Genomic DNA, 25682 nt, shown 5'->3' with positions numbered 1-25682 from the left:
GTGGCTCCTCGGCCCGCGATCCTTCTTCGACGGGCCCCGCCCGGTCAGCCCGTGTCCGATTTTGCCAGGCCCCTCTCATGACGCCGGTCGCGCGGTAGGCATGCACAGTGCGGCACGAGGAGAAGTCGCGGGGCGGCTTTTCCCGGCGATACCGGTCGCTCCACGCCCAGAATCGCGTCGAAAACCACTCGCAATTCCGCGCGGAGGGCGGGCTGGCCGGTGAACCGCAGGTCAGCGGGGCCCACCGCCGAGCGGTCAACGTCGGGCTCCATCGGCCCCGACGCGCTTCGGGCAACTCACCCGGGTAACGCCTTCCGCCCGTCCAGTCGGATCAACCACACCAGACAGCGCCATTCGCGCCGACCTCCCGTTCTTTCAGGGAGGTTGGCGCGTATTCCCAGACCAGACGGAACACCGCCCTGACTGCCGACCAAACCGACTCCCTGATCGCGCTTGCAGAGCGAAGAAGCGCAGCGTGCGGAGCAAATCGCCTAAAAAGCGGGCAGGACATGCAGCTAGGGCAGATCGCTGAACGCCCTCTCGCCCGGCCGGACCAGACCGGACTCGTACGCCAGGACCACCGCCTGCGCCCGGCTGGCCAGGTCGAGCTTGGCCATCGTCCGGTTCAGATGGGTCTTGACGGTCGCCTCCGCGATCATCAGTCGCCCGGCGATCTCCGAGTTGTCGAGGCCCGTGCCGACCAGCCGCAGCACCTCCCGCTCCCGTCCGGTGAGGACGTCGAGGGCCGGCGCCGCATCGGGTCGCGGCGCGGCGGAGGCGGCAAGGGACTCGACGAGTCGGTGGACCACACGGGGTGTGAAGAGCATGTCCCCGCGCGCCACGGTGGCGACGGCGGCCAGCAGCCGCTCCGGGGGCGTGTCCTTGAGCAGGAAACCGCTGGCCCCGGCCCGCAGCGCGTCGTAGACGTACTCGTCGGTGTCGAACGTGGTCAGCACGAGGACGCGGGGCGGATCGTCCCCGGCGGCGGCGATGATCTCACGGGTGGCCGCGATCCCGCCGAGGCCAGGCATCCGGATGTCCATGAGGACCACGTGGGGCCGGGTGGCGGCTGCCACGGCCACCGCCTCGGCGCCGTCGGCGGCCTCGCCCACCACCCGCATCCCCGGAGCGGCCCGGAGCAGGGCGGCCAGGCCGGCGCGGATCAGCACCTGGTCGTCGACGACGAGAACGCCCACCGACCTATTGCTGCGGGACATGAGCCTCCTGGTCCTTACGGTTCGCCGCCGGCAGCGGACGGGTCCGACACCGCCGCGGGTTCGGCCCGGGCCGCGGGCGGGCGCGGCCCACGCTACGCCCACACGCGGCACGAATTTCGGCCACGCGCGCCGCCGGGAACCGGACCCCGCCTGACCTGTGCTGTCGCCGGTCGACCTCCGCCCGACGGCAGCGGCTAAGCCCTCAGGCGACGGACGAGTTTGCGCAGGCCGGACTGCCAGCCGTCCGGGTCCTCGGCCTTGCGGCGCGCGTAGTCGGCGACCTCCGGGTGCGGGAGGATCAGGAAGCGCTCCTCGGCGAGACCGGCGACCACCGCGTCGGCGACCTGTTCTCCGGTGAGCACCGCACCCGAGGCGGCCACGACGCGGGCGCCCAGGTGTCCGGCGGCCAGCCCGTCGGCGAGCATGGGCGTGTCCACGCCCTGCGGGCAGAGCGCGCTGATCCGGACCCCCTGGTCGCGGTAGGTGACGGAGAGCCACTCGGCGAAGCCCACGGCGGCGTGCTTGGTCGTGGCGTACGGGGCGTCGCCGACCGAGGTCAGCACGCCCGCCGCCGAACAGGTGTGCAGCAGGTAGCCACCGCCCCGGGCGAGCATCGCCGGCAGCACCGCGCGGGCCGCGTAGACGTGGGAGAGCACGTTGATCCGCCAGGCGCGGTCCCAGCCGGCGTCGTCGACCTCCAGCCCGCCGCCCGAGCTGACGCCCGCGTTGGCGCAAAACAGGTCGATCCGCCCGTACTGCTGCTCGGTGTCGGCGACCAGCGCGCGGACCTGTTCCTCGTCGGTGACGTCCAGCCCGACGGCGTGGGCGACCGGGCCGAGCCCGTCGGCCACCGCGCGGGCCCCGTCGGCGTCGAGGTCGGCCACCACCACGGCCGCAGCGCCCTCGGCGACGAAGCGGCGGGCCAGTGCGGCGCCGATGCCGCCGGCCCCGCCGGTGATCACCACGACCCGGTCGGTGAGGTTCACCGCGACCCACCCCCGCCCAGGCGCGCGATCAGGTCACCCAGCGCCGCCGCGCCGCCGGCGGCGGCCTCGGGGGTGGGCAGCAGGGCCAGCACCGGTACGTCCACGCCGGCGTCGGCGTAGCGGCGGACCTGCTCGCGGCAGTGCTCCGGCGAACCGTGCAGCACCAGCGCGTCGACCACCTCGTCGGGCACCGCCGCGCCCGCGCCGCGCCGGTCCCCGGCGGCCCAGGCCCGCCACATCGGCCCGAGCACCTCCTCGCGGCCCAGCCAGCGGTGGAACTCGGCGTACGCCGGGACCGTGAGGTAGCTGGTGATCAGCCGACGCCCCAGCGCGCGGGCGTGCGCGGCGTCCTCGGTCGGGCAGACGAAAATTCTTGCGGCCACCTCGAAGCCGGGGCGCCGCTCGCCCACCTCTGCCAGCGCCCGGGGCACGTCGGTGGCGGCGAGCCAGTTGAGGATGACGCCGTCGGCCTCGGCACCGGCCAGGCGCAGCATCCCGGGGCGCAGCGCCGCGAGCAGCAGCGGCGGCGGCACGGCGGGCTTGCGGTCCAGCGTGAAGCGGCGCACGGCGAAGGTGTCGTACTCCTCGTCGACCGTCGCGCCGGACAGCGCCGCCCGCAGGAACCGCAGCACGTCGCGGGTACGGCGGAACGGCTCGACGAACGGCACGGCGTTCCAGTTGCCGACGACGACCGGCGAGGACGCGCCGATGCCGAGCACGAACCTGCCCGGGGCGGCGTCGGCCAGCGCCGCCGCGCTCATCGCCAGCAGGCCCGGACCCCGGGTGAATACCGGCGTGACCGCGGTGCCCAAACGCAGCCGGGGCTGCCAGGCGGCGGCGAGCGCCAGCGGGGTGAACGCGTCCGCCCCGTTGACCTCCGAGGACCACACGTCGGTGAAGCCGGCCCGGTCGAGGGCCGCGTAGACCGCGGCGTGCTCGGCGAGCGGGATGCCGTCCAGCGGCACGGTCATGCCCCATCGCTTCGTCATCGGTCGATGGTGCCCGTTCGCCGGGCCGCAGAGCAAGATCCCGTTGAGGATCCCACACTCATGAAGCCAGCGGACGTACGCGTGGCGGCGGAGCGGTGGCGCGACCGTCGGCCCGGAGGACCGCGTGGCTGCCGTTCGGCGCCACGGTCGAGGCGCTCTCCAGCGCCTGGGCGGGGGCCTCGGTCGACGCGTCGAACCTGGTAGGCCTGGCGATCACCGCGGTCGCCGGTGCGACCGTCGCCGCGTTCCTGTTCCGCTGGAACTAATCTCGAGGAGTGACCTTCTCGCTCGTCGCCCGCTCCGACGACGGCCGCCGCCACGGCGTCGTCGTGGCCAGCCGGTTCCTGGCCGCCGGTGCGCTCGTCCCGGCCGCCGAGGCCGAGGTCGGCGCGCTCGCCACCCAGGCCCACGTCAACCTCGCCTACCGGCCGCAGGGGCTGACGCTGCTGCGCACCGGGGTGGCCGCCGCCGACGTGGTGGCCGGGCTGGTCGCCGCCGACCCGGACCGCGACCACCGCCAGCTCGGCGTGGTCGCCGCCACCGGCGCCGGCGCCACCTGGACCGGCCCCGCCTGCCATCCCTGGGCCGGGGGCCAGGCCGGGGACGGCTGGAGCGCGCAGGGCAACATCCTGGCCGGCCCGCAGGTGATCGACGCGGTCCGCGACGCCTGGCTGGGCGGGGCCGCGCTGCCGTTCGCCGACCGGCTGCTGGCCGCGCTGCGCGCCGGGGACCAGGCCGGCGGCGACCGGCGCGGCCGGCAGAGCGCCGGGCTGCTGGTGGTCGAGCGCGGCGGCGGCTACGACGGCACCGGCGACGTCCTGGTCGACCTGCGGGTCGACGACCATCCCGACCCGGTCACCGAGCTGGGTCGGCTGCTCGCGGTGCACACCCTGCTCTTCACCCGGCCCGACCCGGCCACCCTGCTCGACCTGACGGGCGCGGTCGCCGCCGAGGTCGGCGCGCTGCTGGTCGCGCTCGGGCACCCGGTCGATCCGGCACGGCCGGAGGAGGCCCTCTTCTCCTGGGCCGGGCTGGAGAACCTGGAGGAGCGCCTGGTGCCCGGCCGCATCGACCCGGTCGTGCTGGACCATCTGCGCAAGGCCGTTCCGCACGTGCCCGCCCCCCGCCCGGCGGCGGACCCGCTCGGCGCCGACGCCTGACCCGCCGGGTTCGGCGGCGCGCTCTTCCTCGCCGTCTCCGCCCGCCCGGGTCCATCGGTCGGCGGGGGTCAGCCGCCGAAGGAGAGCCAGCGGAAGCCGCTGGCGTCGACGGCGGCCCGCTCCCGGTCGGTGAGGTCGGCCCGGCCGGTCGCCTTGCGGATCAGCGTGAGCCGGTCCCAGCCCAGCGCGGGCGGGACCGGCCGCCCGTCGGTCAGCAGATCGGCGACGACCTGCGCCGCGGTGGGCGTGAGCCACGGCCGCCGCCCGAGCGCCGCCGCCAGGTCCAGGCCGTGCACGCCGACCTCCACGACGCGGGTACGCAGGAACTCGCCGAGCGCCATCGCGTCGCCGTGCCGGGTGCGGACCACCCGACCCGGCGGTGCGGCGTCGACGGCAGCGAGGGCGGCGCGCCAGGCCCGGTCGAAGTCGGTCACCAGGGCCGCACCGTCGAGTTCCCGGGCTTCCCGTCGGCCGGCGTCGACGCGGGCGGCGTCCACGGGCGGGGTGAACTTCGCGGCGCCGTAGTAGCCGGCGGCGTCCACCCGCGCGTGGGACGGCGCCGGCGCGGCGAGCATGTCGACCAACCGGCCCGCGCCGGTGCGTACGTGGGCCAGCAGTTCGCGTACGGTCCACGGCCGGCAGGCGGTCGGGCGGTCGAGATCCGCCTCGTCGACGCCGCGCAGCACCTCACCGAGGCACTCGCACTCGTCCCGGAACGCCGACCGTACGCCCTCCACGGTCCCCCACCGTACGCCCGACCCCTCGCGCACCCGCGAGCGCGCGCCTATGGGGACCCCATCCGGGGCCGGGTACGGCGGGATGGCGAGCGGTCAGGGCGGATGGGAGTGGTTCTGGCGCGTTCTGACGTGCGCGCGGGCGGCACCGAGTGTGACGGAACGGTGGCAGCTTGGCATGGCAGACGTCGACGCAGAGGTGAGGGGGCACACGTAGGTCTGCTGCGGGAGGCCAACGGTGGGCAGCAGGCGACCTTCGTCGAGCTGTTCTTCGACCTGGTGATGGTCTTCGCGCTGACCCGCCTGGTCGCGCAGGCCGTGCCCGGGTTCGACAACGACGAGTTCGCGCCGAGGTGGGCCAACGTCGGGCGCACGCTGCTGCTGTTCGCGCCGTTGCTGTGGCTGTGGACGACGACGGCCTATCTCACCGCGCGTTTCGCGCCCCGCTGGCCCGGTACCCAGCTTGTGGTGGTGGGCAGTGCGTTGGGCCTGTTGTTCATGGGTGCGGCGGTTCCTGACGCGTTCACCGTGGGTGGGCTGGCGTTCGCGGTGCCTCTGGTGGCGGTGCAGTTCGGCCGGCTGGCCGGGCTGGTGCTCTTTCTCGACTCGCACGCGCTGCGTCGCCAGTACGCGCGGGCCATGGTGTGGTACGCGGTCAGTTCCGTGTTCTGGATCGTCGGGGGATTCGCCTCCGGCGGGAACCGGGTGGCGTGGTGGACGGCGGCGGTCGTCGTGGATCTGGGGGCGGCCCGGTTGGGGTGGCCGGTGCCGGGCCTCGGCCGCGAACGGACCTTGACCTGGCGGTACGGGGGCCAGCACCTGGCCGACCGGTTTCCCCAGTTCCTGCTCATCTCGCTCGGGGAGACCATTCTGGCCGTCGGCATCGAATACTCCGCAGGTCCGCGCAGGGGCTACCAGACGGCCGCGTTGCTGGTGGCGTTCTTCACGACGGTGCTGTTGTGGCGCATCTACTTCTTCCGCGTCGGGGACCTGCTCGCCGACGCCTTCGAGCGCAGCCGTGACCCCGCGGGTTGGGGACGGCGCGTCGGCTTCGCGCACGGCGTGATGGTGCTGGGGGTGGTGGCCACCGCGATCGGCAACTACCTGGTGCATCACCACCACACCGACTTCACCTTCCCGTCCTGGCGGGTAATGATCATCGGCGGGCCGGTGCTCTTCCTGCTCGGACGCAGCCGGCTGGAGTACCTGGTCTTCGATCGAGTGTCCCGCCGGCGCGTCATCGGCATCGCCGCACTGCTCGCCACGGGCCAACTGCTGTCCGACACGCCTCCGCTGGCGCTGGCTGCTACGGCCGCGACGATCCTGCTGATCATCGCCGTCCTCGACCAGCTTCAGGCCCTCAGGCGACCCCCTGAGCACGCCAAACCGGCCTTCTGACCTCCGCCCACGGGCGGGACACGATGGTGGCCGCTGCTTCCGTTGGACGCTCAGCCCTTGACCCGGGGCACCAGCCGGTGCACGGCGGCGAGCACCAGCGCCATCACCACGCCCATCGTGCCGACGATCCCGGCGGCGCTGCCGGCGTACCCGACGAAGAGCGGCCGGCGGGCCAGTTCGCTGGGCGGGGTGGCGCGCAGGTCGACCAGCCAGGCGAGCGCGAGCCCGCAGGCCACCACCGCCAGGAGCCCGCTGACACCGAGCACCGTCGCGGCGACCCGGTGGGCGTCGGCCGACTCCACCTGCGCCTGCTCCCGCTGGGTGATCAGCAACAGCAGCCCTGCCAGCGCCGCCCAGACCCCGACGACCAGGAACGCCGCCACCGCGTCGCTGGGCCGGTGCCAGCCGGCGGAGAGCGTGGCCACCCCGGCGATCGCGGCGTAGCCGGCGCCGACGAACGCGCCGAAGACCCGTACCGTGCGGGGCAGGACGAGCACCAGGGCCACCGCGACGGAGGCGGCGACGGTGGCGTGCCCGCTGGGCAGGCTGTTGCCGGCGTAGATGCGTTCGGGGTCGATGCCGAAGTCGGGCCGGGCGAGGCCGTACTTGAGCAGCTGGGTGGTGGCGTTGGCGCCGGCGATCAGCAGGGTCGCCGTGACGGCCAGGGCGATCCGGCCCCGGATCAGCGCGATGAAGCCGATCACCGCGGTCGCCGCCAGCAGCGAGACGACCGACATGGCGTTGAGGATGCGGTCCACCGGACCGTCGATGCGGTCCTGCCCGATCCGGTTGCCGGTCAGGGCGACGGTGTCGACCCACTGGCCGATCTCGACGTGCACGGCGACCCGCCAGACCGCGAGGAAGGCCGCCGTCTGGACGATCGCCAGGACGACCAACCAGACCGCCGTCCAACCCCTCGCCGTCGCTCGCACCCGCACACCGTAGCGGCAGGCACCGCCCCGACGAAGGGTGGCCTGCCGGTCCGGGACGGCTAGGTTGATGGCGGACGTGAGGAGGTTACGGTGACGCGTACACCGGATCGTGCGGCGGCCCCGGCGGACCGGACGGAAACGTTCGCGGACCTGCTCGGCGGGCGCCGGGGCGCGGTCGACGCCAGCCTGCCGCCGGTGGCGTTCGCGCTCGGCTGGCTGCTCGGCGGTCACTCGCTGTGGGGCGGGGTGGGCGCGGCGGTGCTCACGGGTGCCGCGCTGGCGGGCTGGCGGCTGCGCCGGGGCGACCGGCCGCGTTCGGTGCTGGTCGGGCTGCTGGCCGTCTGCGTGGCCGCGCTGATCGCGTTGCGCACCGGTCGCGCCGAGGACTTCTTCCTCGTCCAGCTCCTGTCCAACGCGGCGAGCACGCTGGCCTGGGTGGTCAGCATCGTGGTGCGCTGGCCGCTGCTCGGGGTGGTGGTGGGCGCCGTACTGGGCCAGCGGACCCGGTGGCGGCGGGATCCGGCGCTGCTGCGCGCGTACGGCCGGGGTAGCTGGGTGTGGGCGGCGACCTACGTGCTGCGGGTGGCGGTGTTCCTGCCGCTGTGGCTCGGCGGCCAGGTGGTCGCGCTGACGGTGGCCCGGGTCGCGCTGTCCTGGCCGCTGGTGGCGGCGGTGCTCGCGGTGAGCTGGGTGGTGGTGCGCCGGTCGCTGCCGGCCGGTCATCCGGGGCTGCGCCACCCGGTCGTCGCGGCCGGGAGGCCGGCGGAGCCGGCGGCAGACGTGAGCGGCCGCGCCGGCGAAGAATAAGGGAGAGGCCGCCACGGGGGGAGCGGCCTCTCCGGTGACGTACGTTACTCCGTTCCGGCCTCGTACGTGATCCCGTGCCGGCCGGTTTTTCGGGCGTTTTCGCGCCGGGTGCGTATCCGGGTGTCGGTGGGGTGGGCCGGCTGCCCCGCTGCGTCGGCCGGTTGACCGGCCCACCCCGGCCCGACCGTGGGAGTCGGGCCGTCCACCGACCGGGCGTTCGACGTTCCCCCAGGCCCGGTCGGTCCCCGGGTGGGCGGGCCGCGCCGCCCACCCGGAGGAGCCGGTTCAGCCGTTGGGGAACAGCTTGCCGTAGTCGGCGTACGCCATGGCGATGTCCGCCTGCGCCCAGAACCGGTGGTACCGGAACTCAGGCTCGGGACCGCCGTCGAGGTACGCCTGGACCTTCGGCCAGGCCGGGTCGTTCTTGTAGAAGGAACGGATGTCGAGGAAGCTCTTGCCCGCGGCGATGGCGTCCCCGTTGGGCATGGTGCCCGTCCAGCCCGGCGGCACGTAGAGGCCCTGACCGGTGCCGGCGTCGTAGACGTCGTCGAAGCGGCGGTAGTCGCCGCGCTTCTCCACCGTGGAGACGCCCTGGGCGTCGCTGGCCCCGTGCAGGGCGTCCAGCAGCCCCTTGGCGGTGTTCTTCGCCGCCGCGTTGCCCGACTTGGCCGCGTACGCGATGAGGGTGCGGGCGTAGGCGGCGGCGATGCCGACGTCCTGGCCCTTGACCGTGACCTCGACGTGCAGGTCGGTGTTGGGCTGCGGGTTGGTCGGGTTCCAGGTGGTCGGCTGGCCGGTCCACTTCAGGTCCGACGGGATCGACCAGTCGGTGCCCAGGGTGGTGTTGGCGATCGCCCACGGCACCCACTTGTCCAGCAGCGCCTTGGCCTTGGCGTTGCCGGTCTGCAGGTACAGCTCGGCGATGCGCTGCATCGACCAGGCCTGCATGCCGAACCACTGGTTCGACGGCGGGTCGTTGTAGACCGGGTCGACGTCGTAGTACATGCCGTAGAAGGTGGACGTGCCGGCCGGGGGCTGGCCGTAGTTGCCGCCCCAGCTGTTGGTCGCGCCGCCCGCGATGCCGCCCTCGGCGGACTGGAGCCAGGTGTAGAACTCCAGCTGCCGCTCCAGGCTCTTGGTCCAGTCGGTGACCGCCGTCGGCGACTTCGGCTTGAGCTCGTTGACGTTGGTCAGCGCCCAGGCCGCGAACGGGTTCTGGTAGCCGAAGTGGTTGTGGCTGGAGCCGATGCGCCACGACCAGTTCTGGTTGGTCTCGTACGCGCCGCCCCAGGCGTAGTACCAGGACATCAGGTAGTGCGCCGAGTCCTTGCCGGTGCCGGCCGGGCAGGCGCTGGCGCCCACGCAGTTGCCGATCTTCTTGAAGTACTTGTCGAACATGGCGTAGCGCAGGTAGTCGCCCATCTTCGCGGCCTTGGCCACGGTGGCCGCCACGTCGGCCTCCTTGCCCTGCTCCTTGGCCCAGGTCAGGGCCCAGTACGCGGCCTGCACGGCGCGGGCGTCGGCATCGGGGGCGTTGGTGTACTTCCACTGCTTCGCCGGCGCGTTCGCCTCCTTGACGAACAGGTCGAGGTAGCCGTTGCGGCCGCCGTGGGCGAAGGTGTCGCAGGACGGCTGCGGCACGGTCTCCCACACCGACTCCTGGGTGCCCCGCTGGAAGGTGTTGATGTACGCCGGCCGGGTGGTGCCGTCGCCGCAGCGGCCGTAGCCGTAGGTGTTGTCCACGTCGAGCAGCCAGTGCATGCCGTAGATGTCGCCGGTGCCGTAGGTGCTCTGCAGCTCCGAGCGCAGCGGGTCCTGGCCGACCGGCACGGACGCCTCGAGCTGCGACGGGTACTGGCTGGGCAGGTCGTGCTCGGCGGCGTACTGCGGGGTGCCGGCCGCGCCGGCCGTCGGCTGGTCTGAGTGATTCGGAATTATATATTTTTCCATCACCGTCCAGGAGTTGTTGAACGGGGCCCAGTTCTGGGTCACCCGGCCGTACTGCGCCTCCAGCCACAGCCAGAAGCTGAACGCCTCGGAGGTCGTCTCGTGGCCGTGGTCGGGAGCCTCGACGATCAGCGTCTCGATGGAGTGGTACGGCACGCCCTCGGGGCTGAAGTAGCCCGAGTTCTTGATCTTGCCGTACTGGTCGAGGAACCGCTTGACGTACGTGTCGTCCCCGCCGCCGGTGTCGTTGTCGATCTCGGTGGCGGTGATCGCCAGCGGCGCGTACCCGGTGGCCGAGGCGGTGATGGTGGCGGTGCCGCCGAGCGTGTCGGCGTCCTCGGCCGCCGCGACGGTCACGTTGACGCCGGTGTTCCAGTTGCTCGGGGTCAGCGTCACCGTGGCCGGCGAGACGGTGATGTCGGTGTCGCCCGTGCGGGCGAGGGAGACCGGCACGTTGGCCGTCGGCGCGGCGCTGAGTTTGAGGTTGACCGGCGAGCTGCCGCCCTCGGCGACGCTCACCGCCGACGGGGTGGCGACCAGCACCGGCCCGGAGGCGGCCGTGACGGTGAAGGACTTCTCCGCGGTGGCGGTCAGGTTCGCGTTGTCGTACGCCTTGGCCTGCACGGTGTACGCGCCGGCGGGCAGGTCCTCCAGCGTGTAGCCGTACGGTGCGGTGGTGTCGGTGTTGACCAGCAGGCCGTTGCGGTAGAACTCGACCTTGCTGATCGTCCCGTCCGGGTCGCTGGCGGTGGCGCTCAGCGGCACGTCGGCGGGGGCCTCGAACGGGCCGGCCGGCACGCTCAGCGCGACCGTCGGCGGCTGCTGCTGGGTGCCGCCGCAGGTGACGTCGTTGACCGAGAACGACGTCGGCTTCGCGTTGGTGCCGCTGTGCGAGCCGTTGAAGCCGATGCTGGTCGAGGCGCCGGTGCCGAGGCTGCCGTTGTAGGACTCGTTGGTGGCCGTGACCTGGTTGCCGGTCTGGCTCCACCTGGCCGACCAGCCCTGGGTCACCCGCTGGTCGCCGGGGAAGGCGAACTTCAGCGTCCAGCCGTTGATCGGATCGCCGAGGTTCTTGATGGTGACGTTGGCGGTGAAGCCGTTGTTCCAGTCGGTGGTCGCGTAGACCACGTCGCAGGCGGGGGCGGCCTGCGCGGCGCCGGCCGGCAGGGTCACCCCGCCGATGGCGAGCGCGGCGGCGGCGACCATCGCCAGGCGGCGACGTCTTGCCAGATTTCTCATGTGCGCGGTGTCTCCTCGGACCTGGCCGGGGACGCGAAGGTCCCGGCGGGGCGCCTCCCGCGAACGGGGATTCGAGGCGCCCGGGATGGTGGTCGCCCCGGCCCGGGGCCGGGGTGCGGCGGGCGGCGCCCCTGCGGGGCAACTCCACCGACTGCGTCGGATGCCGTACCGGAGACACCGGCTGCCCTCGGCGACCCACGCTTGCGCGATCTGGCTCCGCGTCGCGGTGGCGACAGTGTGCCACGCATGGAAGCGCTCCCACAATGGCGACGACGCACCAACACAGCAACATGTTTCGATCTCGTTTTGGGGCTTTCACAAAGTCGTGACGGGCGTTACAGTCGCAGCATCGGTCGATGGGAGCGCTTCCATCGACGGAGTTCCAACTAGAAGATCACTTGGGTCGGCCACCCGGCCGACTCGAGGACTCAGCCCGAGGGCTGACGGCGGGCCAGCCCGGACACCGCCGTCAGCCATCCCACCGAACATGGAGGGAGGTGGATCTCCAGCCACTCGCGTGGCCCGGCTCCCGCGCGACACGCACGACAGGACGCCAATTCCGCCCGTGCGTGTGCAGCAATGGTGGGGACGGGGGTTGCCCTCCCCCGTCCCCACACACTAATCCCCCATCCCCGATGGGAACAGAGGCCGACGGGACTGGCCGTGTCGCCGTTCCGACCGGCCTCGTCCGCTGTCCCGCCCGTACCGCCCGGTCGACGCCCGCGCCCCCGGCGCCCCGGCGTCCCGCGGCCGGCCACCCGAGCGCCGGCGCGCCGCCGCCGGCCCGCTCCCGCGTGGGCGTACGACACACCCCTCCACCACCCCTGTCGCCCCCACCCCTGTCGGGCGGGAGCGATCGCGACGGGTCCCCTGCTCTATGCTGGGAGCGCTCCCGGCCCGGCGGTGGCCACGCAGACCATGAGGAGAACCGATGTCGATGCCCACCCCGCGCCCGCCCCACGGCGCCGCGCTCTCCGCCACCGCCCCCGCCGCCACGACCGGCACCGCGACAGACGCCGCAGACGACGGGGACCGGAGCGCCGACGCCACGGCGCGGACCGACGAAGCGGCGGCCGGGCTGCGCTTTCCCCCGGGCTTCGGGTGGGGAGCGGCCACCTCCGCCTACCAGATCGAGGGCGCGGCCAAGGAGGACGGCCGGGGCGAGTCGATCTGGGACACCTTCAGCCGCACCCCGGGCCGCACCCGCAACGGCGACACCGGCGACGTCGCCGCCGACCACTACCACCGCTACGCCGAGGACCTGGACCTGATGCGCGGCCTCGGGCTGGACAGCTACCGGTTCTCCATCTCCTGGCCGCGCGTGCAGGCCGACGGCACCGGCGCACCCAACCAGCGCGGGCTGGACTTCTACCGCCGCCTCGTCGACGGGCTGCACGACCGGGGCATCGCGCCGATGGCGACGCTGTTCCACTGGGACCTGCCGCAGGCCCTCCAGGACGCCGGCGGCTGGGAGTCACGCGACGTCGCCCACCGCTTCGCCGACTACGCCGAGATCATCTTCCAGGCCCTCGGCGACCGGGTGCCGGTCTGGCTGACCGTCAACGAGCCGAAGACGGTGGTGCAGAACGGCTACCTCGAAGGACACCACGCCCCGGGCCGGCAGGACCCGGCCGCCGCGTACCTGGTCGCCCACCACCTGCACCTGGCCCACGGGCTCGCCGTCGCGGCGCACCGCGCCACCGGCGCCGGCCGGATCGGCCCGGCGCTCAACCTGCACCCCTGCTACCCCGCCGACGACTCGCCCGAGGCGGCCCGGGCCGCCCGGCTCTACGACGGCTACGAGAACCGCCTCTACCTCGACCCGATCCTCACCGGCCGCTACCCGCAGGACGTGCTGGACGACCTGGGCCCCGACAGCCGGCTCGTCCGCGGCATCCGCGACGGCGATCTCGCGACCATCTCGGCCCCGGTGGACCTGCTCGCCGTGCAGTACTACACGCCGTACTACGTCACCGGCGACGGCGCGACGATCCCGCGCTGGCCCACCTCACAGGCCCCCTGGCAGCAGATCTACCCCGACGGGATGTACGACATGCTGACCCGGGTGACCCGCGACTACGGTCCGATCCCGCTGACCGTCACCGAGAACGGGCTGCCGACCCCGGACGTCCTCGCCGCCGACGGCACGGTCGACGACGCCGGGCGGGTGAGCTTCCTGCGCGAACACCTCGCCGCCGCCCACCGGGCCCTGGCCGCCGGCGTGCCGCTGGAGAGCTACCACGTCTGGTCCCTGCTCGACAACTTCGAGTGGGACGCCGGATACGACGAGCGCTGGGGCCTGATCTACGTGGACTACCGGACCCAGCGGCGCGTGCTCAAGCGCAGCGCGCACTGGTACCGCCAGGTCATCGCCGCCAACGGCCTCTGACCGCGGAGCACCCCACCCCGGCGCCGGAACCGGCACCGGGGTGGGGCGGCGGCCCGCTCAGCGGGGCAGGGCCTGCTGGAGTTCCGCCCGCAGCGCCGGGGTGAGCATCTCCCCCGCCTGCTTCGCCAGCCGCGCCATCTCGTAGCCGACCACGCCGATGTCGGCCTCCGACCCCGCCATGGTGGCCAGGATGGACCCGTCGCGCACCTGCATGACCAGCAGGTAGCCGCGCCCCATCTCGACGACCGTCTGCTTGACGACGTCCCCGTCGAACATCTGCGCCGCCCCCGCCGTGATGCTCATCAGCCCCGAGGTCACCGCGGCGAGCTTGTCGGCGTGGTCCCGGGGCAGATGGTCGGAGATCGCGACCAGCAGCCCGTCGGAGGAGACCACGATCGCGTGCACCACCCCCGGCACCCGCTCCGCGAACCCACTCACCAGCCAGCTCAGGTCGCGGGCCTCCCGACTCAACGTCGTCATCGCTGTCTCCCTTCGGTGCGTACGCCGCCCGGCGGCATGACAATCTCCGTGGTCTCCTCGGCCTCGGCCCGCCGTACCCCGCTGTAGAACCGGGACAGCATCCCCGCGACCGCCTCCGGGTCCGGATCCTGGTGCACCGCCGACGGCTCCGGCCGCGCCGGCCGGGTGTTGGCGGTGAGCTGCGCCATGGGCACCCGGACGGGCAGACCACGCTCGTTGGTCCCACCCGTGACCGGCACGGCCGGCGGCGTGGGTGAGGTCCCGGGTGCCGGACCGGGCGCCGGGCCCTCGCGGGACCACCAACCCCCACCGGTCGACGCGGGCGGCCGGCCCGCCGGGGCGAGCACGTCGTCGGCCCGCACCGGGACCGAGCGGGCCTGCCGGGGCGGGACCGGAGGGCGCCCGGCCACCGGCCGCTGAACCGCCGGCCGCGGCCCGACCCACACCGGCGGCCGACCGGCCACCGGCAGCTCGCCGGCCGGCGGCGCACCGGCCGCGGTGGCGGCCAGCATCCGCGCCGGCACGGGCGTCTCCCGGTCCGGCGCGGGCGCCAGCAGACCTCCGGGCAGCCGTACGCGGGCCACGAGCCCGTCCTCGCCGCCGTCCAGGCGTACCTCGACGCCGAGGCGGGCCGCCAGATGACTGACCACGAACAGGCCCATCCGCTCGACCGTCGCCACGTCGGCGGCCGGCGGGGTGGCCAGCACGGCGTTCGCCCCCGCCAGGGCGGCCGGGCTCATCCCGAGCCCCCGGTCGGTGATCTCGATGACCGCACCGGCGACCTCGGCCCGGGCGGTGACCGCCACGACCGTGTCCGGGCGGGAGAAGGAGGTGGCGTTCTCCAGCAGCTCGGCGAGGATGTGCACCAGCTCACCGACGGCGTGCCCGACGACGTGCAGGTCGGCCACCGTCCCGTGCCGGACCCGCTGGTACTGCTCGATCTCGGCGCTCGCGGCGAGCAGCATCGCGCGGAGCCCCACCGGCCGGTTCCACCGGCGGGTCGACTCCGTCCCGGCGAGCACCAGCAGGCTGTCGTCGTTGCGTCGCATCCGGGCGGCCAGATGGTCGAGCTTGAAGAGGTTCTCCAGCTGGTCCGGGTCGCTCTCCTCGCGCTCCAGCTCGTCGAGCAGCTCCAACTGGCGTTCCACGAGCACCTGGCTGCGCCGGGCGAGGTTGACGAACATCGCGTTGACGTTGCGCCGGGTGGTCGCCTGTTCGACGGCGACGTTGACCGCGCTGCGGTGCACCGCGACGAACGCCTCGGCCAGCTCGCCGATCTCGTCGAGCGAACGGACCACCGCCGGCGGCACCTCGATCGCCGGTACGCCACCGCTGACCGTACGCAGCCGGTCCAGGGCGTCCGGCAGCTCCAGCTGGGCGATCCGCAGCGCCTGACCGCGCAGCAGCCGCATCGACCGGGCGATCGACCGGCCGACGAGGACGGAGATGAGCAGAGCCACCAGCAGCACCGTCACGACGCTGCCGACGACCAGCAGGGTGGTCCGCAGCTGCGACGTGCTCACCTCGTCGGCCTGCGCCACGGCGTCGCCGAGCACCGACGCCTCGACCCGGCGGAGCAGCTCCTGACGCTGCTCGCTGGCCGCCCACCACTGTGGAGCCGGCAGTACGGCCGGCGCGACGCCGCCGGTCGGCAGGCTCTGCTCCTCCAGCCGGGCCGCCGCCAGGAACGCCGGGTCCGCCGAGGTGTCGTCGTAGCGGCGGATCTGCTCGGCGGTGGCGGCGACCCGGAACGCGCCCAACGCCGTCAACTGCTGGGCGCGCAGGTCGGTCAGGAGCACCTGGTCCTCCACGCCGTAGCGACCCGCGCGCGCGGCCTCGTAGAGCTCGGCCCGCACCCGCGAGGACAGCTCCTTGACCCGGGCGAGCTGCACGTAGCGCAGCACCGCGTCGCTCAGGGCCGGCCGCTCCTCGCCCGGGGAGGGTTCGGCGAGCAGGCGCAGCAGCGCGTCGACGGCCCGGTGGTAGTGGCTCAGGATGGTGTCGCTGCCCAGCACCGCCGGGGGAATCGCCGCCCGGATGTAGACGACCTGGTCGTAGGCCTGCAACACCTCCAGGTAGGAGACCCGCCAGGAGGCGTCGGCGTCGGCCAGCGGCGCGGCGGCCCGACGCAGGTCGCGCAGCGCCTCGTCGGTGGCGGCCTGCAACGGCTTCAACATGACGATCGCGGCGTCCCGGTCGGCGCCCGCGCCGCCACGGCGCAGCTCGCCCAGCTCACCGGCGGCCCGATCGCGTTCCTGCTGGAGCTGGTGCACCGCCGCCACGATCTCCCGGCCGATGCCCACCTGCTGCGCGAAGTCGCCCAGGGCGGTCGTCCGCCCCACCAGGGTGTGGGTCTGCACGCCGGCCAGCACCAGGAACGCGACCGACGGGATGACCAGCACCGTGGCGAGCTTCGTCCGCATCCGCCAGTCCCGCAGGCGGAACGGGGAGCGGCGGCGGTGCGGCACGACCCGGACGTCGAACCGGCGTCGACGGTGCGGCGACGGCGCCCCGCCGGACGCTTCCGGACCTACCCCCACTCCTACCGCCTCCCTGTCCCGCGTCCGCCGCGAGCCGGGGAGCGGAGTCCATCCAACCAGGCCCGCGAGCTGTGTCAACGGGTCGGGTTGAGGTGCTACTGGGAGGGTGAGCCGGGCTCATCCGTCCGGACGATGGCGGCGAGCCGCGAAGCGTCACCGACGCGTCCCAGGGCCACCAGCGCCGCGCCGCTCGCGCCGACCTCCGGGTTGCGCCCGTACCACACCGGCCGGGGCGCGAGCGCCGCGGCGAACGCCGTACGCCACCAGGCGGAGGCCGCCATCGCTCCCCCGCCGAGCACCACCTCCACCGGGCTGTCGACGCTGGACTCCAGCACGGCGAGGTCGGCGGCGACCAGGTCGCACAGGCCCCGCATCAGCCCCGCCAGGATCTCCACGGCGGTGGTGTCGAAGCTCAGACCGCCCAGGACACCCGAGCCGGCCGGAGCCCTCCCGGGCGGCCGGTCCCCGCCGAAGCGGACGTTCACCGGCAGGCCACCCCGGTACGGCACCCGCGCCAGGGCCGCCTGCAACTCGTCGCCCCCGGGCAGCCGCAGCTCCCGGTCGGCCCAGGCGAAGAGGTTGCCCCCGGAGGAGTACGCGGCGCCGGTCACCACGTGCTCGTGGTCGACCCGGTAGCGCCACAGCTCCGCGGGCAGCGGCGGCATGGCCTGCCCCGCCGGGACACGCTGCATCAGCCGTACCGCCGCCGACGTGCCGACCGTCACCGCCACCCGGTCCGGCCGCACGCAGCCCGAGCCGACGTTCGACGCCCCGCCGTCGCCCACCGGGCCGGCCCAGGGTGCGTCGGCGAGCTGCGGCCAACGCCGCGCGTACGCCGGGCGCAGCCGACCCCGCCAGCCCGTCGGGGCCAGCTCGGGCAGCTCGTCGGCCCGGCTGTCCGCCAGCGCGCACGCCTCGGCGTCCCAGTCCAGCGTGCGCAGGTCCAGCAGGCCCGTGCCGGAGGCCTGGGAGATCGACATGGGCGCCGCGTCGAGCAGCTCGCCCAGCACGTACTCGGCCAGGCCGGCGAACCGGGCGATCCGGCCGCCGGTGTGCCCGCGTAGCCAGGGCAGCCGGATCGACCAGTAGCAGCGGTGCCACCACGTGCCGGTACGCCCGTGGAAGTCCTCCGGGTCCGCCGGGCCGACCGCCCCGGCGGGGGCCTCCGGGCGGGTGTCCAGCCAGGTCAGTACGGGCCCGAGGGGCGCGCCGTCCGTGCCGATCGGCACCACCGAATGCCACTGCGCGGACGTCGCCACCAGCGACACGTCACGCAGGTGCCCGCCGGCCGCCAACTCGTCCAGGCACTGCGCGAGGCAGGCCAGGTAGCCGGGGCCGTCCAGGGTGCCGGTGCCGTCGTCGCGCACGACGAGACTCACCTTGCGCCGGCTCAGCGCGCCGGGCAGCGGCCGGGCGTCCGCGTCCAGCACGAGTCCGCGTACCGAGGAGGTGCCCAGATCGAGCGCGAGAATGTTCATCGCGGGTCAAGTTACCCGGTGTGCCGTGTCCCGTCGTCCCAGCCGGTGGGCCGTACGCCCGATCGGCTTTCCGGTGCCGGCGCGGGACCGTAGGGTGATCGCATGCTCGCGCACCTGTCCTGCTGGTGGCCCGCCGACCCGGCGGCCATCCCCCGCGCGTAGCTTCCCCACGCGGCCGCCCGACGAGGCGGCCGCCGGTCTCTTCCCGGCCCTCCCGGTCGCCCCGCCGGGCGCCGCCCGGCCCGAGGAGACCTGATGACCGACCTGACCGAGCTGCTCGCCACCGCCGGCGCCGGCGGCGACCCCGGCCCGTTCGCGCTCGTCCGCCGCGAGGGCGCCGCGCACCTGGAGCTGTTCACCGGCACGGTACGCACGGCCGACCGGCTCGCCGACCTGCCCCTGCCCGACGGGACGCCCGGCCCCCGGACGCTGGCGCTCGTGCCCTACCGGCAGGTCACCGAGCGGGGCTTCGCGTGCGTCGACGACGGCGCCCCGCTGGAGTTCCTCGAGATCGCCGGGCATCGGCGCCTCGACCTGACCGAGGCGCTCGCCGCGCTGCCCGACGTGCCCGTCCGTACCGCCGACGCCGGCTTCGACGTCACCGACGACGAGTACGCCGCCACCGTCGGCCGGGTGCTCGCCGAGGAGATCGGGCGCGGCGAGGGCGCCAACTTCGTCATCCACCGTTGCCTGCGCGCCACCGTGCAGGGCCCGCCGCTGGTGGCCGCCCTCGCCGCACTGCGCCGGCTGCTGACGGGCGAGCGGGGGGCGTACTGGACGTTCCTGGTGCACACCGGCACCCGCATCCTCGTCGGCGCGAGCCCGGAGCGGCACGTCAGCGTCGACGACGGCCTGGTCATGATGAACCCGATCAGCGGCACCTTCCGGCACACCGGCGCGGACGCCGACCGCGCCGCGCTGCTGCGCTTCCTCGCCGACCCCAAAGAGGTCGAGGAGCTGTACATGGTGCTCGACGAGGAGCTGAAGATGATGGCCACGGTCGCCGAGCACGGCGGCCAGGTGGTCGGGCCCCTGCTCAAGGAGATGTCCCACCTGGCCCACACGGAGTACCTGCTCGCCGGCCGGGGCACGAAGGACGTGCGGGAGGTGCTGCGGGAGACGATGTTCGCGCCGACGGTCACCGGCAGCCCCATGGAGAACGCCTGCCGCGTCATCGCCCGGCACGAACGCACCGGGCGGCGTTACTACGCCGGGGTGCTGGCGCTGCTCGGGCGCGACGACGCCGGCCGGCAGACCCTCGACGCGCCGATCCTGATCCGTACCGCCGAGATCTCGCCGGCCGGCGAGCTGCGGGTGCCGGTCGGCGCCACCCTGGTGCGGCACTCGACCGCCGAGGGCGAGGTGGCCGAGACGCACGCCAAGGCGGCCGGCGTGCTGGCCGCGCTGGGCCTCGGCCCGCAGGCGCCCGCCACCGGGCCGCATCCCGCCGTACGCCTCGCCGACGACCCGGAGGTGCGGGCCGCGCTGGCCGCGCGCAACACGCCGCTGGCGCGGTTCTGGTTGGACCAGCGCTCACCCGGTGCCGGTGCCCTGCCCGGGCTGGCCGGCCGGCGGGCGCTCATCGTCGACGGCGAGGACACCTTCACCGGCATGCTGGCTCACCAGCTGGGCGCGCTCGGCCTGGCCGTGACGCTGCGGCCGTGGCACGCCGCCGGCCCGGTGGACACGTACGACCTCGTGGTGGTCGGTCCCGGCCCCGGCGACCCGGGCAGCAGCACCGAGCCGAAGATGCGGACGATGCGCGGGCTGCTCGCCGACCTGCTCGCCGAGGGCCGGCCGACCCTGGCCGTCTGCCTGGGGCACCAGCTCCTCGCCGGCCTGCTCGGGCTGGCGCCGCACCGCCGGGACGCGCCCTACCAGGGGCTCCAGCGGGAGGTGGACATCTTCGGCACTCGCCGCCGGGTCGGCTTCTACTCCACCTTCACCGCCCGCGCCGACACCGACCGGCTCACCACCGGGTACGGCCCCGTGGAGCTCGCCCGCGACGCGGCGGACGGCGCGGTGCACGCGCTGCGCGGGCGGGGGTTCGTGGGAGTGCAGTTCCATCCGGAGTCGGTGCTCAGCCCCGACGGCATGGCCGTGCTGGCCGATCTGCTGAGCGGGCTGCTGCCGGCGCAGCCCTCGACGCCGACCGGGGAGGCAGCGCAGCCCTCGACGGCGGCTGGGAAGGCACCGCGGACGTCGACGGCGGCCGGAACGGCGACGCAGGCCTCCACGGCGGCCGGGAACGCCGTCGGGAGCGGCCGGGCGTGCTTAGCCGACCCGATCGGGGGGTAGAGGTGCTGCGACCGGCGGTCCGGACGGGTCGAGAGCCCTCGCCCGGGCCGTCGGTCCACAACGGCCCGACACGCGGTCGTCCGGGGGAATCCGACCACCCGGTCGTCCGGGCGGTCCCGCCGCCTGAGCTGGCAGGCGGGCCCGAGCACCTGATCTGGCAGCGCGGGCCCGCCGGTGGTGACGGCTCAGCCGCCCAGGCCCGCCTTCAGCGCCGCACCGATCTGCACGGCCCGCTTGGCGGTCAGCGCGCAGGCGCCGAGCGCGATGTCGTCGGGCGCGGTCTCGCCGTTGTTGCTGGTGTGCGAGGCGCCGTAGGGGTTGCCGGCGACGAACTGGCTCGGATCGGTGTAGCCGGGGGTCACCACGACCCCGCCCCAGTGGTAGAAGACGTGGAACATCGACAGCAGCGTGGCCTCCTGCCCGCCGTGCGAGGTGGCCGTCGAGCAGAACGCGGAGTAGACCTTGTCCGCCAGCGCGCCCTGCGACCACAGCGGCCCGGTGGTGTCCATGAACTGCTTGAGCTGGGCGGCCATCACGCCGTACCGGGTCGGGGTCCCGAAGATCACCACGTCGGCCCAGGACAGGTCGTCGAGCTGTGCCTCGGGGACGTCCTGGGTCTCCAGGTGGTGCGCGTGCCAGCCCGAGTTGGAGCGGATCGCCTCGTCGGGCGCCAGTTCGCGCACCTTGCGCAGCCGTACCTCGGCACCCGCCTCACCGGCGGCTTCGCACGCCGCCTGCGCCATCTGGTACGTGATGCCGGTGGCGCTGTAGTAGATCACCGCGACCTTGGTCTGCGCAGCCATCGGATGGTTCCCTCCTCATGTCGGGTCAGCTCCGGCGATTACCCGACGACCGCATCGTCAAACGGTCGTCCCCGGCGGCCGCGCGCGGGACCACCTGCGTTCAGGGGGTCGACCGCGAAGATCGCCACCAGCCGGACGGCAGCTCAAGAAATCCGCAAGGTTCGATCCGCTGACCGCCGTTCCGGCCGTCGGCCGGGGATGCTGGTCGCACCCGGAGTCGACGGACCGGCAACCGTCCGGCACCGGCCAACCTGAACGGGGGATCGCGCTGTGCCGCCATCGTCGCCGGCGCAGCGCGATCAGGACACCCGTGCCGGCGCAGCGCGATCAGCGCACCGGTTCCGTGCGGCGGCGCGTCCGCGACACCGCACCCGACGGCGGCGGAACCGCCCGGTCAGCTGTCGAGGCGGTCGCGCAGGTCGTCGACCTCCCGTTGGATCCGGTCGACGGCACTCTGGTCGTTGAGGAACGTGGTGACCCCGGCGGCGAAGGCCAGCCCGATCAGCACCGCCAGGGCGCTGAGCACCAGGCCGCCGATCGCCACGCCCCGGCCGGTCACGCCGGGCCGAGCGGCCATCTTGAGCCCGACGATGCCCAGGATCACGCCGATGATGCCGAGCAGCAGGCCGATCCAGGACAGGATCACCGTCAGCACGCTGATCAGCGCGGCCACCCCGAAGACCAACGCGAAGGCCGCCGCGGCGCTGGTCTTGGCGGCGGGGCCGCCACGACGGGCACTGGTCGTCACGCCGGCACCCCGGCCCGGCTCACTGGACGCGGTCATGTCGCTCCCTCCGGGCGCGCGGACGGCGCCCCTGGCGGTCGGCCGCATTCCCGCCGCGGCGGCCTTCATGCGTCGGGTGTCGTACCTCGGCCCTAGGCTGGGGCCTCATCCCGATCCGAGGAGCCCCATGCCAGCGGAGCTGACCGGGCGCGAGGCGCTCGCGCTGCGGATGACCAGCCTGCTGCTGCGCCCGCACCCCACCGTGTCCCCGGGCGCGGTGGCCGACGTGGTGGAGTGGTTCGGGGCCATGCAGGCGCAGGACCTGGCCAGCGGCATGTGGTCGCTGGGGGTGCGCCTGCCCGCGTTCACCCACGCCGACGTGCACGCCGCGCTGGAACGCCGCGAGGCGCTGCGCACCTGGCCGATGCGGGGCACCGTGCACCTCGTGCCGCCCCGCGACGCCCGCTGGATGCTGGAGCTGACCGGCGTACGCTCGCTGGCCGGCGTCGCCGGGCGCCGGGCGCAGCTCGGGCTGACCGAGGCCGACGCGGACGGCGCGCTCGACGTGCTCGGCGCCGCGCTGGCCGGCGGCGGTCGGCTCACCCGGGCACGCTGCCTCGCCGCGCTGGAGGCCGCCGGCATCGGCACCGGCGACCAGCGCGGCTACCACCTGCTCTGGTATGCCAGCGTCCGCGGCGTCACCTGCCTCGCGCCCAACGTGGGCACCGAGCAGACCTTCGCCCTGCTCGACGAGTGGGCGCCCGCCGCACGCCGGCCGGAGCGCGACGAGGCCCTGGCGATCCTCGCCCACCGCTACATCCGTGCGCACGGGCCGGTCACCGCCCGGGAGTTCGCGGGCTGGACGGGGCTCACGCTCACCGACGCCCGCCGGGGCTTCGCCGCGGCCGGCGACGCCCTGGCGGCCGTACGCGTCGACGGGCAGGAGGCGTTCGTCGACGCCGCTCTGCTCGACGCGCCCCGCGAGCCGGTCGACGACCTGCTGGTGCTGCCCGGCTTCGACGAATACCTGCTGGGTTTCAAGGACCGCTCGCTGATGCTGGATCCCGCCCACGCCCAGGCGATCGTGCCGGGAGGCAACGGCGTCTTCCGGGCCACGGTGGTCCGCGACGGGCGGGTCGTGGGCACCTGGAAGCGCACCGTCGGCAGGGCCCGGGTGACGGTCGCGGTGTCCCCGCTGGTGCCCTTCGACGAGGCGACCCGGACCCGCGTGGCGGATGCCCTGAGCCGTTACGCCGGCTTCCTGGGGCTGCCGCTGCACATCGACTGGCCCGGCGCAGCGGCGAGTCTGCCCGGCTGAGCGGCGTCCCACGGCCCGGCTGAGCGGCGTCCCACGGCCCGGCTGAGCGGCGTGCTCGGCCTGGCTGCGCAGGGCGTCGGCGGCGCTCGCCTCGGCAGTCCCACCGGTCTTCGCAGCCCCAGGCGTCCCGGCGGGTGTCCCCCTGCTCGCGGCGCTGCTCCTATCCGTCGGGTCGACGACGAATCCGGTGGGGCCGGCCGGGTATCCGGCCCGTGACACGAGAGGGAGGTAGACGACCGATGAAGCTCACCGAACAGCAGGCCAACTCGCTGTACGGCCAGGACGTCAAGGACCGCTCGGGGTCGAAGATCGGCAGCGTGGGCCAGATCTGGGCCGACGCCGCCGGCGAGCCGACCTGGGTCAGCGTGCGGACGGGTCGGATGGGCCACAAGGAGTCGATGGCTCCGCTGGACAAGGCCCGGATCACCGACGGCGGGCTCACCGTCGACTACGACAAGTCGACCGTGAAGGACGCCCCGGCCGTGGACGCCGGCACCGACCAGCCGCTGGACACCGCGCAGATCGAGCAGCTCTACGGCCACTACCGCCTGACGCCGCAGGTCCCGCCGACCCCTGACCGGGGACGGGCGCCGGCGGCCGGTGGGGACCTGATCCGCTCGGAGGAGCGGCTGCGGGTCGGCACGGAGAGCCAGCCCGCCGGAGCGGCACGGCTGCGCAAGTACGTGGTCACCGAGGACGTGCACACCACCGTGCCCGTCGAGCACGACGAGGTGTACGTGGAGCGGGAGCCCATCGCCGCCCGCGACGCACGCGGCATGCGCGCCGACATCGGCGAGGCCGAGCAGGAGATGACCCTGCGGGCCGAGCGGCCGGTGGTCGGCAAGGAGGCGGTGCCCGTGGAGCGCGTCCACCTGGCCAAGGAGGAGGTCGTCGAGCAGCAGCCCATCGACGACCGCATCCGCCGGGAGCGGGTGGACGCGGACATCCCGGAACGCAACCGGCGACGCCGCTGACCGTCGACCCGACGACGGGCGGGTGGGTCTCTTCGACCCGCCCGCCCGTCGTGGCGTACGTCAGCCGGCGAGCGCGCCCGCCGCCCGTCCCTCGTGCAGGGTCAGGTTGCGCCCGTTGGACGGGTCGAACAGGTGGATCTTCTCCAGGTTGCACCACACCCGCCGGGTCTGGCCCTCCTCGACCGGGGACTCGGCGGACAGCCGCGTGACCAGGCTGGCGCCGCCGCCGCTGAAGTCGGCGCCCGCGTCGGCTGCCAACTCCTCCAGCTCGGCGGCGCTGGCCCGCTCCCCCTCGACGCTGAAGTAGACGTACTTGTCGGAGCCCATCGACTCGACGATGTCGACCGGCGCCTCGAATTCCATGCCCCGGCGGCGGGTGTCGTCGTCGACGAGCGCCGCGTCCTCGAAGTGCTCCGGCCGGATGCCCAGGATCAACTCGCGCGGGGCGTCGGCCCCCTCCAGCTCGCGCCGGATCCGCTCGCCGATCGGCACGTCGCCCAGCGCCGTACGCAGCTTGCCGTCCTCGATCGCGGCGTGCAGGAAGTTCATCGACGGCGAGCCGATGAAGCCGGCGACGAAGAGGTTGCGCGGGTGGTCGTACAGCTCCTGCGGCGGGCCGACCTGCTGCACCGCGCCGCCCCGCATGATCACCACGCGGTCGCCGAGGGTCATGGCCTCGGTCTGGTCGTGGGTCACGTAGACGGTGGTGGTGCCGAGCTTCTTCTGCAGGCGCGACACCACCGTACGCATCTGCACCCGCAGCTTGGCGTCCAGGTTGGACAGCGGCTCGTCCATCAGGAACGCCTTGGGCTGCCGGACGATCGCCCGTCCCATCGCCACCCGCTGGCGTTGGCCGCCGGAGAGGTTCGCCGGCTTGCGGTCCAGCAGCGCCGACAGCTCCAGGACCTTCGCCGCCTCCTCCACCTTCTGGTGGATCGTCTCCTTGTCGAGCTTCGCCAGCCGCAGCGGGAACGCCATGTTCTCCCGGACGGTCATGTTCGGGTAGAGGGCGTAGGACTGGAAGACCATCGCGATGTCCCGGTCCCGGGGGGCCTTGTCGTTGACCCGCTCGCCGCCGATGCGCAGCTCGCCCGAGCTGATGTCCTCCAGGCCCGCGATCATGTTGAGGGTGGTCGACTTCCCGCAGCCGGACGGGCCGACCAGGATGACGAACTCCCCGTCGGCGATCTCCAGGTCGACGTCGGCCACCGCGACGGTTCCGTCCGGGAACTTCTTGCTCACCTTGTCGAGCACGATGTCAGCCATGAG

At 73.9% G+C, this 25682-nt stretch carries 20 protein-coding genes; 8 read left to right on the top strand and 12 right to left on the bottom strand.

Annotated elements, in window-relative coordinates:
• Window positions 1-515: 515 nt before the first annotated feature.
• The 3 genes from ACGFIG_RS14470 to ACGFIG_RS14460 form a co-directional block, all read right to left on the bottom strand.
• Window positions 516-1217, bottom strand: a complete 702-nt coding sequence (locus ACGFIG_RS14470) for a response regulator (RefSeq protein WP_393002755.1) — start codon at window positions 1215-1217, stop codon at window positions 516-518.
• A gap of 194 nt (window positions 1218-1411) precedes the next feature.
• Window positions 1412-2203 carry an SDR family oxidoreductase gene (locus ACGFIG_RS14465; protein WP_393002753.1) on the bottom strand — a complete coding sequence of 264 codons (792 nt, stop codon included), beginning with the start codon at window positions 2201-2203 and terminating at the stop codon, window positions 1412-1414.
• Window positions 2200-3174 (bottom strand): LLM class F420-dependent oxidoreductase, encoded by a 975-nt coding sequence (locus tag ACGFIG_RS14460; protein WP_393002951.1) that lies wholly within the window; start codon window positions 3172-3174, stop codon window positions 2200-2202. Before ACGFIG_RS14460 ends, ACGFIG_RS14465 begins: the two co-directional genes overlap by 4 nt.
• Before the next feature lie 113 nt (window positions 3175-3287).
• Here ACGFIG_RS14460 and ACGFIG_RS14455 point away from each other — a divergent pair, with 113 nt between their 5' ends.
• Together ACGFIG_RS14455 and ACGFIG_RS14450 are read left to right on the top strand one after the other, a co-directional pair.
• The gene (locus ACGFIG_RS14455; protein WP_393002751.1) at window positions 3288-3458 is read left to right on the top strand and encodes a hypothetical protein; all 171 of its coding nucleotides are present in this window, start codon (window positions 3288-3290) and stop codon (window positions 3456-3458) included.
• A 9-nt stretch (window positions 3459-3467) separates the two neighbouring features.
• Window positions 3468-4352, top strand: a complete 885-nt coding sequence (locus tag ACGFIG_RS14450; protein ID WP_393002749.1) for a DUF1028 domain-containing protein — start codon at window positions 3468-3470, stop codon at window positions 4350-4352.
• Window positions 4353-4420: 68 nt separating this feature from the next.
• On the opposite strand, the gene ACGFIG_RS14445 is transcribed toward ACGFIG_RS14450, so the two are convergent.
• Window positions 4421-5122, bottom strand: a complete 702-nt coding sequence (locus ACGFIG_RS14445) for a maleylpyruvate isomerase N-terminal domain-containing protein (RefSeq protein ID WP_393002747.1) — start codon at window positions 5120-5122, stop codon at window positions 4421-4423.
• Window positions 5123-5251: 129 nt separating this feature from the next.
• On the opposite strand from ACGFIG_RS14445, the gene ACGFIG_RS14440 reads away from it, so the two are divergent.
• On the top strand, window positions 5252-6484 hold the full coding sequence (locus ACGFIG_RS14440; RefSeq protein ID WP_393002745.1) for a low temperature requirement protein A: 1233 nt from the start codon (window positions 5252-5254) through the stop codon (window positions 6482-6484).
• A gap of 50 nt (window positions 6485-6534) precedes the next feature.
• Here ACGFIG_RS14440 and ACGFIG_RS14435 read toward each other — a convergent pair whose 3' ends face one another.
• Entirely contained in the window at window positions 6535-7422 is an 888-nt protein-coding gene (locus ACGFIG_RS14435) for a phosphatase PAP2 family protein (RefSeq protein WP_393002743.1), read from the bottom strand.
• A gap of 84 nt (window positions 7423-7506) precedes the next feature.
• On the opposite strand from ACGFIG_RS14435, the gene ACGFIG_RS14430 reads away from it, so the two are divergent.
• A complete protein-coding gene (locus ACGFIG_RS14430) occupies window positions 7507-8223 on the top strand; it encodes a DUF3159 domain-containing protein (RefSeq protein ID WP_393002741.1) in 717 nt (238 codons plus the stop codon).
• 285 nt (window positions 8224-8508) lie between these two features.
• On the opposite strand, the gene ACGFIG_RS14425 is transcribed toward ACGFIG_RS14430, so the two are convergent.
• Window positions 8509-11400 (bottom strand): glycoside hydrolase family 48 protein, encoded by a 2892-nt coding sequence (locus ACGFIG_RS14425; protein WP_393002949.1) that lies wholly within the window; start codon window positions 11398-11400, stop codon window positions 8509-8511.
• A gap of 940 nt (window positions 11401-12340) precedes the next feature.
• On the opposite strand from ACGFIG_RS14425, the gene ACGFIG_RS14420 reads away from it, so the two are divergent.
• Window positions 12341-13798: a GH1 family beta-glucosidase gene (locus tag ACGFIG_RS14420; protein WP_393002739.1), complete on the top strand. Its 1458-nt coding sequence runs from the start codon at window positions 12341-12343 to the stop codon at window positions 13796-13798.
• Window positions 13799-13855: 57 nt separating this feature from the next.
• Here ACGFIG_RS14420 and ACGFIG_RS14415 read toward each other — a convergent pair whose 3' ends face one another.
• The 3 genes from ACGFIG_RS14415 to ACGFIG_RS14405 form a co-directional block, all read right to left on the bottom strand.
• Window positions 13856-14269, bottom strand: a complete 414-nt coding sequence (locus ACGFIG_RS14415) for a roadblock/LC7 domain-containing protein (RefSeq protein WP_393002947.1) — start codon at window positions 14267-14269, stop codon at window positions 13856-13858.
• A gap of 5 nt (window positions 14270-14274) precedes the next feature.
• Window positions 14275-16818: a nitrate- and nitrite sensing domain-containing protein gene (locus ACGFIG_RS14410; RefSeq protein ID WP_393002737.1), complete on the bottom strand. Its 2544-nt coding sequence runs from the start codon at window positions 16816-16818 to the stop codon at window positions 14275-14277.
• A gap of 95 nt (window positions 16819-16913) precedes the next feature.
• Window positions 16914-18296, bottom strand: a complete 1383-nt coding sequence (locus ACGFIG_RS14405; protein WP_393002735.1) for an FGGY family carbohydrate kinase — start codon at window positions 18294-18296, stop codon at window positions 16914-16916.
• Between the two features lie 255 nt (window positions 18297-18551).
• Between ACGFIG_RS14405 and ACGFIG_RS14400 the strand changes: the two genes are divergently transcribed.
• A complete protein-coding gene (locus ACGFIG_RS14400; RefSeq protein ID WP_393002733.1) occupies window positions 18552-20594 on the top strand; it encodes an anthranilate synthase family protein in 2043 nt (680 codons plus the stop codon).
• 185 nt (window positions 20595-20779) lie between these two features.
• Here ACGFIG_RS14400 and wrbA read toward each other — a convergent pair whose 3' ends face one another.
• On the bottom strand, window positions 20780-21397 hold the full coding sequence (gene wrbA, locus ACGFIG_RS14395; RefSeq protein WP_393002731.1) for an NAD(P)H:quinone oxidoreductase: 618 nt from the start codon (window positions 21395-21397) through the stop codon (window positions 20780-20782).
• Window positions 21398-21791: 394 nt separating this feature from the next.
• Window positions 21792-22181, bottom strand: a complete 390-nt coding sequence (locus ACGFIG_RS14390; protein WP_393002729.1) for a DUF4190 domain-containing protein — start codon at window positions 22179-22181, stop codon at window positions 21792-21794.
• A gap of 127 nt (window positions 22182-22308) precedes the next feature.
• Between ACGFIG_RS14390 and ACGFIG_RS14385 the strand changes: the two genes are divergently transcribed.
• Both ACGFIG_RS14385 and ACGFIG_RS14380 read left to right on the top strand, forming a co-directional pair.
• The gene (locus ACGFIG_RS14385; protein WP_393002727.1) at window positions 22309-23439 is read left to right on the top strand and encodes a winged helix DNA-binding domain-containing protein; all 1131 of its coding nucleotides are present in this window, start codon (window positions 22309-22311) and stop codon (window positions 23437-23439) included.
• Between the two features lie 239 nt (window positions 23440-23678).
• The gene (locus ACGFIG_RS14380; protein ID WP_393002725.1) at window positions 23679-24413 is read left to right on the top strand and encodes a PRC and DUF2382 domain-containing protein; all 735 of its coding nucleotides are present in this window, start codon (window positions 23679-23681) and stop codon (window positions 24411-24413) included.
• Window positions 24414-24473: 60 nt separating this feature from the next.
• Here the strand turns inward: ACGFIG_RS14380 and ACGFIG_RS14375 are convergent, their stop codons facing one another.
• Window positions 24474-25679, bottom strand: coding sequence for an ABC transporter ATP-binding protein (locus ACGFIG_RS14375; protein ID WP_393002723.1), 1206 nt, complete (start codon window positions 25677-25679; stop codon window positions 24474-24476).
• Window positions 25680-25682: the final 3 nt, after the last annotated feature.

The sequence above is a fragment of the Micromonospora sp. NPDC049048 genome (assembly GCF_043197615.1).
Lineage (GTDB): Bacteria > Actinomycetota > Actinomycetes > Mycobacteriales > Micromonosporaceae > Micromonospora.
The sequence above is the reverse complement of the archived record's forward strand: the minus strand, read 5'-3'. Positions and strand labels throughout refer to the sequence as shown.

Bases quoted from the DNA above. Each gene is read 5' to 3' on its own strand.
- ACGFIG_RS14470 (WP_393002755.1), bottom strand. From the start codon at position 1,217: ATGTCCCGCAGCAATAGGTCGGTGGGCGTTCTCGTCGTCGACGACCAG.
- ACGFIG_RS14460 (WP_393002951.1), bottom strand. From the start codon at position 3,174: ATGACCGTGCCGCTGGACGGCATCCCGCTCGCCGAGCACGCCGCGGTC.
- ACGFIG_RS14420 (WP_393002739.1), top strand. From the start codon at position 12,341: ATGTCGATGCCCACCCCGCGCCCGCCCCACGGCGCCGCGCTCTCCGCC.
- ACGFIG_RS14405 (WP_393002735.1), bottom strand. From the start codon at position 18,296: ATGAACATTCTCGCGCTCGATCTGGGCACCTCCTCGGTACGCGGACTC.
- ACGFIG_RS14400 (WP_393002733.1), top strand. From the start codon at position 18,552: ATGACCGACCTGACCGAGCTGCTCGCCACCGCCGGCGCCGGCGGCGAC.
- wrbA (WP_393002731.1), bottom strand. From the start codon at position 21,397: ATGGCTGCGCAGACCAAGGTCGCGGTGATCTACTACAGCGCCACCGGC.
- ACGFIG_RS14390 (WP_393002729.1), bottom strand. From the start codon at position 22,181: ATGACCGCGTCCAGTGAGCCGGGCCGGGGTGCCGGCGTGACGACCAGT.
- ACGFIG_RS14385 (WP_393002727.1), top strand. From the start codon at position 22,309: ATGCCAGCGGAGCTGACCGGGCGCGAGGCGCTCGCGCTGCGGATGACC.
- ACGFIG_RS14380 (WP_393002725.1), top strand. From the start codon at position 23,679: ATGAAGCTCACCGAACAGCAGGCCAACTCGCTGTACGGCCAGGACGTC.
- ACGFIG_RS14375 (WP_393002723.1), bottom strand. From the start codon at position 25,679: ATGGCTGACATCGTGCTCGACAAGGTGAGCAAGAAGTTCCCGGACGGA.